General features: G+C 72.7%; 5 protein-coding genes. 2 read left to right on the top strand and 3 right to left on the bottom strand.

The annotated features are described in order from the left end of the window. Positions 1–65: 65 nt before the first annotated feature. Positions 66–1,205: an acyl-CoA dehydrogenase family protein gene (locus ABEA26_RS30700; protein WP_345596675.1), complete on the top strand. Its 1,140-nt coding sequence runs from the start codon at positions 66–68 to the stop codon at positions 1,203–1,205. Between the two features lie 76 nt (positions 1,206–1,281). Here ABEA26_RS30700 and ABEA26_RS30695 read toward each other — a convergent pair whose 3' ends face one another. From ABEA26_RS30695 to ABEA26_RS30685, 3 genes are all read right to left on the bottom strand, one after another. Continuing rightward, on the bottom strand, positions 1,282–3,114 hold the full coding sequence (locus ABEA26_RS30695) for an AMP-dependent synthetase/ligase (RefSeq protein WP_345596673.1): 1,833 nt from the start codon (positions 3,112–3,114) through the stop codon (positions 1,282–1,284). Between the two features lie 122 nt (positions 3,115–3,236). Then, on the bottom strand, positions 3,237–3,917 hold the full coding sequence (locus tag ABEA26_RS30690; protein WP_345596671.1) for an LLM class flavin-dependent oxidoreductase: 681 nt from the start codon (positions 3,915–3,917) through the stop codon (positions 3,237–3,239). Then, positions 3,917–5,071 carry a CaiB/BaiF CoA transferase family protein gene (locus tag ABEA26_RS30685; protein ID WP_345596669.1) on the bottom strand — a complete coding sequence of 385 codons (1,155 nt, stop codon included), beginning with the start codon at positions 5,069–5,071 and terminating at the stop codon, positions 3,917–3,919. Before ABEA26_RS30685 ends, ABEA26_RS30690 begins: the two co-directional genes overlap by 1 nt. 259 nt (positions 5,072–5,330) lie before the next feature. Here ABEA26_RS30685 and ABEA26_RS30680 point away from each other — a divergent pair, with 259 nt between their 5' ends. Continuing rightward, positions 5,331–6,065 (top strand): TetR/AcrR family transcriptional regulator, encoded by a 735-nt coding sequence (locus ABEA26_RS30680; protein WP_345596667.1) that lies wholly within the window; start codon positions 5,331–5,333, stop codon positions 6,063–6,065. Positions 6,066–6,186: the final 121 nt, after the last annotated feature.

Here is a 6,186-nt window from a genome sequence, read left to right as displayed (position 1 = left end):
GACCCCACCGGCTCCGGTGTACCCAGCCGAGGCGGAGTCGGGCGCTCGGACCCCTGGAGGACCTGATGGGCAGTCGCCTCACCGCAGAGCAGGCCGCGTTTGTCGCGGCCGTCAGAGATTTCGCCAAGCGCGAGTGCGGCACCCGGGAGCGGCGGGACGCGCTGGCCGCGGGCGGCCGCGAGGCACACCACCCCGGGCTGTACGGCAGGCTCGCCGACCTCGGCTGGCTCGGAGTGTGCCTGCCCGAGGAGTACGGGGGGTCAGGCGGCGGGCTGGCCGACGCCTGCCTGTTCCTGGAGGAGACCTCCTACGGGATGGTCCCGGCCGGCGGTTTCGTCACCACCGTCATCGCCGCGAAGGCGTACGAGCGGTTCGGCACCGAACGGCAGCGGCACGACGTGCTGCCGGGCGCCGTGGGCGGCGACGTCCTGTCGATCGCCATGTCGGAGCCCGGGGCCGGTTCGGACGTCGGCGCGCTGCGCTGCCGGGCCACGCGGGCGGCGGACGGCAGTTGGGTGGTCGAGGGGCAGAAGACCTGGATCTCCAACGCGCACTGCGCCAAGAGCATTCTGCTGGTGGCCCGCACCGGTGAGGACAAGCACGGCGGGCTGACCATGTTCCACCTGCCCGCCGACGCGCCGGGCGTGGAGGTGCGGGGCATCGAGACCATGGGCGGCCGGGAGGTGAACGACGTGTTCCTCACCGGCGTCCGGCTGCCCGCCGACGCGGTGGTGGGCCGGGTGAACGACGGCTGGCGGCAGTTGATGGCCGGACTGAACCACGAGCGACTCTTTCTGGCATCGAACATGCTGGGCCTGGCGCGCCGGATCTTCGACGACGCCCTCGCCTACGTCCGCGAACGTGAGCAGTTCGGGCGGCCCGTCGGCTCCTTCCAGGCACTGCGGCACCGGGTGGCCGATCTCGCCACCGAGATCGAGTGCACCCGGCTGCTGGTGCGCGAGGTGGCCCTGGACTGCGACGCGCAACCGGACAAGCTGTTCCCGCGGGAGGCGTCCATGGCCAAGCTGAAGGCCACCGAGATCGCCAAGCGGGCCGCTGTGGAAGGCATGCAGATGATGGGCGGCTACGGCTATACCACCGAGTTCGACATGGAGCGCCACCTGCGGGCCGCGGTCGTGTCCACGGTCTACGGCGGGACCAGCGAGATCCAGCGGGACGTGATCGGCAAGACCTACGGCCTCTGAGCCGGCCCACGCGAGTCGGCCGCCCCTCCCCGGTCGGGGGGCGGCCCGTTTCTCGCGCGCGAAGCGCGGGCCCGTCTCAGTCCCGGTAGAGCCCGGCCAGCGCGTCGGCGTACTTGTCCCCGATGACCCGGCGCCGCATCTTGAGCGAGGGTGTCAGCTCGCCGGTCGCCGGGCCCCACTCCTCGGACAGCAGCTCGAACCGCTTCACCTGCTCGGTGTGGTTGAGCCGGGCGTTGGCGGCGGCCACGGCGCGCTCCACCTCGGCCCGGACGGCCGGGTGCCGCACCAGCCCGGCGACCGTGCCGTCCGCCTCGACGCCCTGGGCCGCGGCCCAGGCGGGGGCGGCCTCCGCGTCGAGCACCAGCAGGGCGACGAGGTAGGAGCGCCGGTCGCCGTGCACCAGTGCCTGGCCGATCAGGGGATGTTGCTTGAGCGTGTTCTCCACCAGGGCCGGCGAGACGTTCTTGCCGGTCGAGGTGATGATCATCTCCTTTTTCCGGTCGGTGAGCCAGAGATAGCCGTCCTCGTCCGTCCGGCCGACGTCGCCGGTGGCCAGCCAGCCGTCCGCGTCCAGGGCCGACCGCACCGATCCGTCCGGCTGGAGGTAGCCGGAGAAGACCGACCCGCCCCGCACCTCGATCTCGCCGTCCGCGGCGAGCCGGACCTCCACGGACTCCACGGGGCGTCCCACCGAGCCGATCCGGAAGCCGGTCCGCGGGCTGTTGGTGGTGGCCACGCCGGTGGTCTCGGTCAGCCCCCAGGCATCCATGATGACGATCCCGAACCCGGCCCAGAAGTCCACCACGTCGACCGGCATGGGCGCCGACGCACTGGCCGCCCAGGTCACCCGGTCCAGTCCACCCGCGGCCAGCAGCGGCAGCAGGACCTCCTTGCGGGCACGGGCGTAGCGCTCCTCCAGCTCGGCGGGCGGTGTCTCATCCCGCTCGCGGTACCCGACGTGCTCACGGGCCACCGCGGACGCCGCGTCGATGACCTCCCGCTGCTCGGCCGGCATCAGGGAGAGGATGGCCTGCACGGCGGCGCACAGCTTCTCCCAGATCCGCGGCACGCCGAAGAACTGCGCGGGACGCACCTTGCGCACGACCGTGCCCACGCCCGCGGGGTCGGCGCAGAGGTAGACGTGCGAGGCGCGGTGGCAGGGCAGGTAGATGCCCAGCATCCGTTCGGCGATGTGGGCGAACGGCAGGTAGCAGATGTGCTCGACGTGCGGCGGCAGTTCCACCACGGCGTCCAGCGCGAGGGCGTTGGCCATTACCTGGCGGTGGGTGAGAACGACGCCTTTGGGTTCCCCGGTGGTGCCGGAGGTGTAGACGACGGTCAGCGGGTCCTCGGGGCTCGCGGCGTCCAGTTCCTTGGCGAACCGCTCCGGCGCCGGCTCCCGAAGCAGGGCGGCGTACGGGAGGTGGTCTCCTTCGGCGCCCGCCTCGGCCACCACCAGCCGGGCCAGCGGGGTGCCGGCGTCGGTCAGGAGCGGCTCCCACACCTCCACCTGCGACGTCCCCTCCACCACGGCGACCCGGGCCCGGCAGTTGCGGGCGATGTGGGTGATCTGCTCGGGCGCCGCGGTGCCGTAGACGCTCACCGGGACGGCACCGAGGCGGACGAGGGCCAGGTCGGACAGCCAGTGTTCGGGCCGGTTGGCCATCATCATCAGTACGTGGTCTCCGTGGCCGACGCCGAGCGTCGTGTACCCGGCGGCCAGGCGCTCGGTGTGCTCGTGGATCTCCGCCCAGGTGAGCGTCGTCCAGTCGCCGTCCCCGTCCGCCGGCTGCCAGGAGAGGCCGGGGAGCCCGGGGTACTCACGGGCGTTGCGGGCCAGCAGCCGCGGCAGCGTCCGGTCGGCCGGGGCGTCGGGCAGTTGGCCGGTGGTGCGGTGCGCTGATGTCATCGGGGCCTCCTTGCGGGTCGGATGGGAACGTCCGGGGAGACCGGGGCGGTGGGGCGCCCCGGCAGGCGTGCCGGGAGGTGCGCGGCGGAAGTGCGGAGGGCCGCCGGGGATCAGGAGAAGGGTCAGGCTTCCGTGAAGGTCTCGCCCTGCTCGGCCTTGCGCAGCAGCAGCTCGGGCGGTGTGAAGCGATCGCCGTAGCGGTCGGCGAGCTCCCGCACGCGGGCCACGAAGCCGGGCAGGCCCCCTTCGTAGCCGTTGATGTACTGGAGGACGCCGCGGACGTTGGCCGGGCCGAGCGCGGCGACGTACACGGGGATGGTGTCGCGGACCGGGTGGGTGAGGAGCTTCAGGGGCTTGCCGAGCGTGCCGCCCTTCTCGGGCGGCAGGGGCAGGCTGGTGATGCCGTGGTGCTCGATCACCTCGCGCCGCCAGATCCGCCGCGACAGCTCGATCACCTCACGGGTCCGGCCCAGTGGACGGTCGAAGCGGCGGCCGTGCCAGCCCTCGACGACCTGCGGACCGGACGCGCCGACGCCGAGGAGGGCACGTCCGCCGGTGAGGGCGTCGAGTCCGGCGGCGGTCTGGGCGATGAGTGCGGGGGTGCGCGAGTAGACGTTCAGGATGGCCGAGCCGATCCTCATCCGCTCGGTCTTCGCGGCCAGGTATCCCGTGATCGTCGGGGAGTCGAAGCCGTAGGCCTCGGACACCCAGACGGCGTCGAGTCCCGCGGCCTCCAGGGCGGCGGCCCGGTCGGCGGCGTCACGCGGGTCGCCCGTGTACGTCAGAGGCGAGGAGAGTTCCATCAGCGGCGGTCCTTCAGCAGTTCGGGCATGTCCCAGTCGTCGGCCACGTCGGCGGTGTGCGCGCCGGGGACGGCGGGAGGCAGCCGGAGGGTGCCGGGGGTGGCGGAGAAGCGCGGCGCGGGAGCGGGCTGGGTGATGCCGTGCGCCTCGGTGTAGGTGCCGCGCCCGGTCAGGTGCGGGTGGCCGGCCGCCTCGCTCAGCGAGAGGACGGGGGCGACACAGGCATCGGTGCCCTCGAAGACGGCCGTCCACTCCTCGCGGGTCGCGGTCCTGAACCGGGCGGTGAACCGGGCCCGCAGCTCCGGCCAGCCGCGCGGGTCGGCGCGGTCCGGCAGGTCGTCGCCGTCCAGGCCCAGCAGGGAGACGAAGGCCGCGTAGAACTGCGGCTCCAGGGCGCCGACCGCCATCCAGCCGCCGTCGGCGGTCTCGTAGACGCCGTAGTACGGGCAGCCGCCGTCGAGCAGGTTGTGTCCGCGGGCGTCCCGCCAGGTGCCCTGGGCGAGCATGCCCCAGAAGAGCGAGGTGAGGTGGGCCGTGCCGTCGACGATCGCCGCGTCCACCACCTGGCCGCGGCCGGTGGCGCGGGCGGTGAGCAGCGCGGCCAGGACGCCGGCGGCCAGGTAGAGCGATCCGCCGGCGTAGTCACCGAGCAGGTTGGCGGGGACGGCGGGTGGCCCGTCCGGCGCACCGATCATGGAGAGGGCGCCGGCCGTGGCGATGTAGCCGATGTCATGACCGGCCAGGGGCGCGAGCGGCCCCCGCTGGCCCCAGCCGGTCATCCGGCCGTACACCAGGGCGGGGTTGGCGGCCATGCACTCCTCGGGGCCGACCCCGAGCCGCTCCGCGACACCCGGGCGGTATCCCTCCACCAGGATCTCGGCACGCGCCGCCAGGGCCCGGACGGTCCCGGGCCCTTCTGGCGACTTGAGGTCGACCAGGACCGAGCGCTTGTTGCGGTTGGTCACGTCGTGGGCGGGGTCGCCGCCGAGCGGCGCGGGCCCGGGGCGGTCGACGCGCACCACGTCGGCGCCCAGGTCCCCGAGCAGCATCGCGGCGAACGGGCCGGGACCGATGCCCGCCAGCTCGACCACGCGTACGCCGTCCAGCGGCCCGGCGCTGCCGGTGTCCTCGGGATCAGGGGGGTGGTGGCTCATGGGTTCCTCTCTCGGGGCACGACGGGCTCGCCGCCATGCGACCGGGACCTTACTGAGCGTTCGCTAAGAACGTAGAAGCGCGCACTCGTTCGGTCAACGCTTCAACACCAAGAGTTTTGGTGGTACTTGTCGGGGAAGGCAGACGGAGCCGGACACCGGACGCCGCGTTTCCTGATCGATCGCTAAGCACCGGAGGGGGAGCAATCCGGACTCACGGCCGTACGATGCCGTCCGTCGACGCACGTTCCGAGGAGAGTCGTTGAGCACCGAGCCGAGCCAGGACACCATGGCCCCAGCGCAGCACTGGCGCGCCTACGGGCCACTCGACCTGCACCCGATCCTGGTGCACGCCATGGAGGCCTTCAACGAGCAGGGCTACCACGGCACTTCGGTGCGGAACATCGCCGGCCGGGTCGGCGTCACCGTGCCCGCGCTGTACTACCACTACGAGAACAAGCAGGCGCTGCTCGCCACCCTGCTGGAGACGTCGATCAAGGACGTCCTGGACCGCTGCCGGGCGGCGGCCGCAGAGGCCGGACCCGCTCCGCTGGCGAGGTTCAGCGGCATGGTCGAGTCGATCGTGCTCTACATGGCCCACCGCAGGTCCCTGGCCTTCCTGGACACCGAGATCCGCAGCCTGGAACCCGGGAACCGGGTCCGTTACGTGGCCCTGCGCGACTATCTCCAGCACATGCTGCTGGACACGGTCGAAGCGGGCCGCGCCGAAGGCGTGTTCACCACGCCGATACCGGCCGACGCGGTCCGCTCGGTCCTCATCATGTGCCAGGGCGTCGCCAACTGGTTCCGTCCCGACGGACCGCTCACCGCGGAAGAGGTCGCCGAACGCCATGTCCTGCTGAGCCTCGGCACCGTGGGACACCCCGGCGCGGTCACCGGCGAAGCGACGCTCCCGTTCCCGCGGCGGACTCCCCTGCGGCACCCGTCACCCACGCGGTCCACCTCCCGGGGCCCGGCCCCGCGCCCCTCCCGGTGACGCGGGCGGGCAAGAGGTTCGCGGTCCCACCGACCGCGCCTGCCTGCCGCGCCTGCGCACCGCTTTCACCGCTTTCACCGCTTTCACCGCTTTCACCGCTTTCACCGCTTTCACCGCTTTC

Source organism: Streptomyces marokkonensis, from assembly GCF_039539045.1.
Taxonomy (GTDB): domain Bacteria; phylum Actinomycetota; class Actinomycetes; order Streptomycetales; family Streptomycetaceae; genus Streptomyces; species Streptomyces marokkonensis.
Note: the sequence above shows the minus strand (reverse complement) of the source record. Positions and strands in the feature narration are given on the sequence as shown.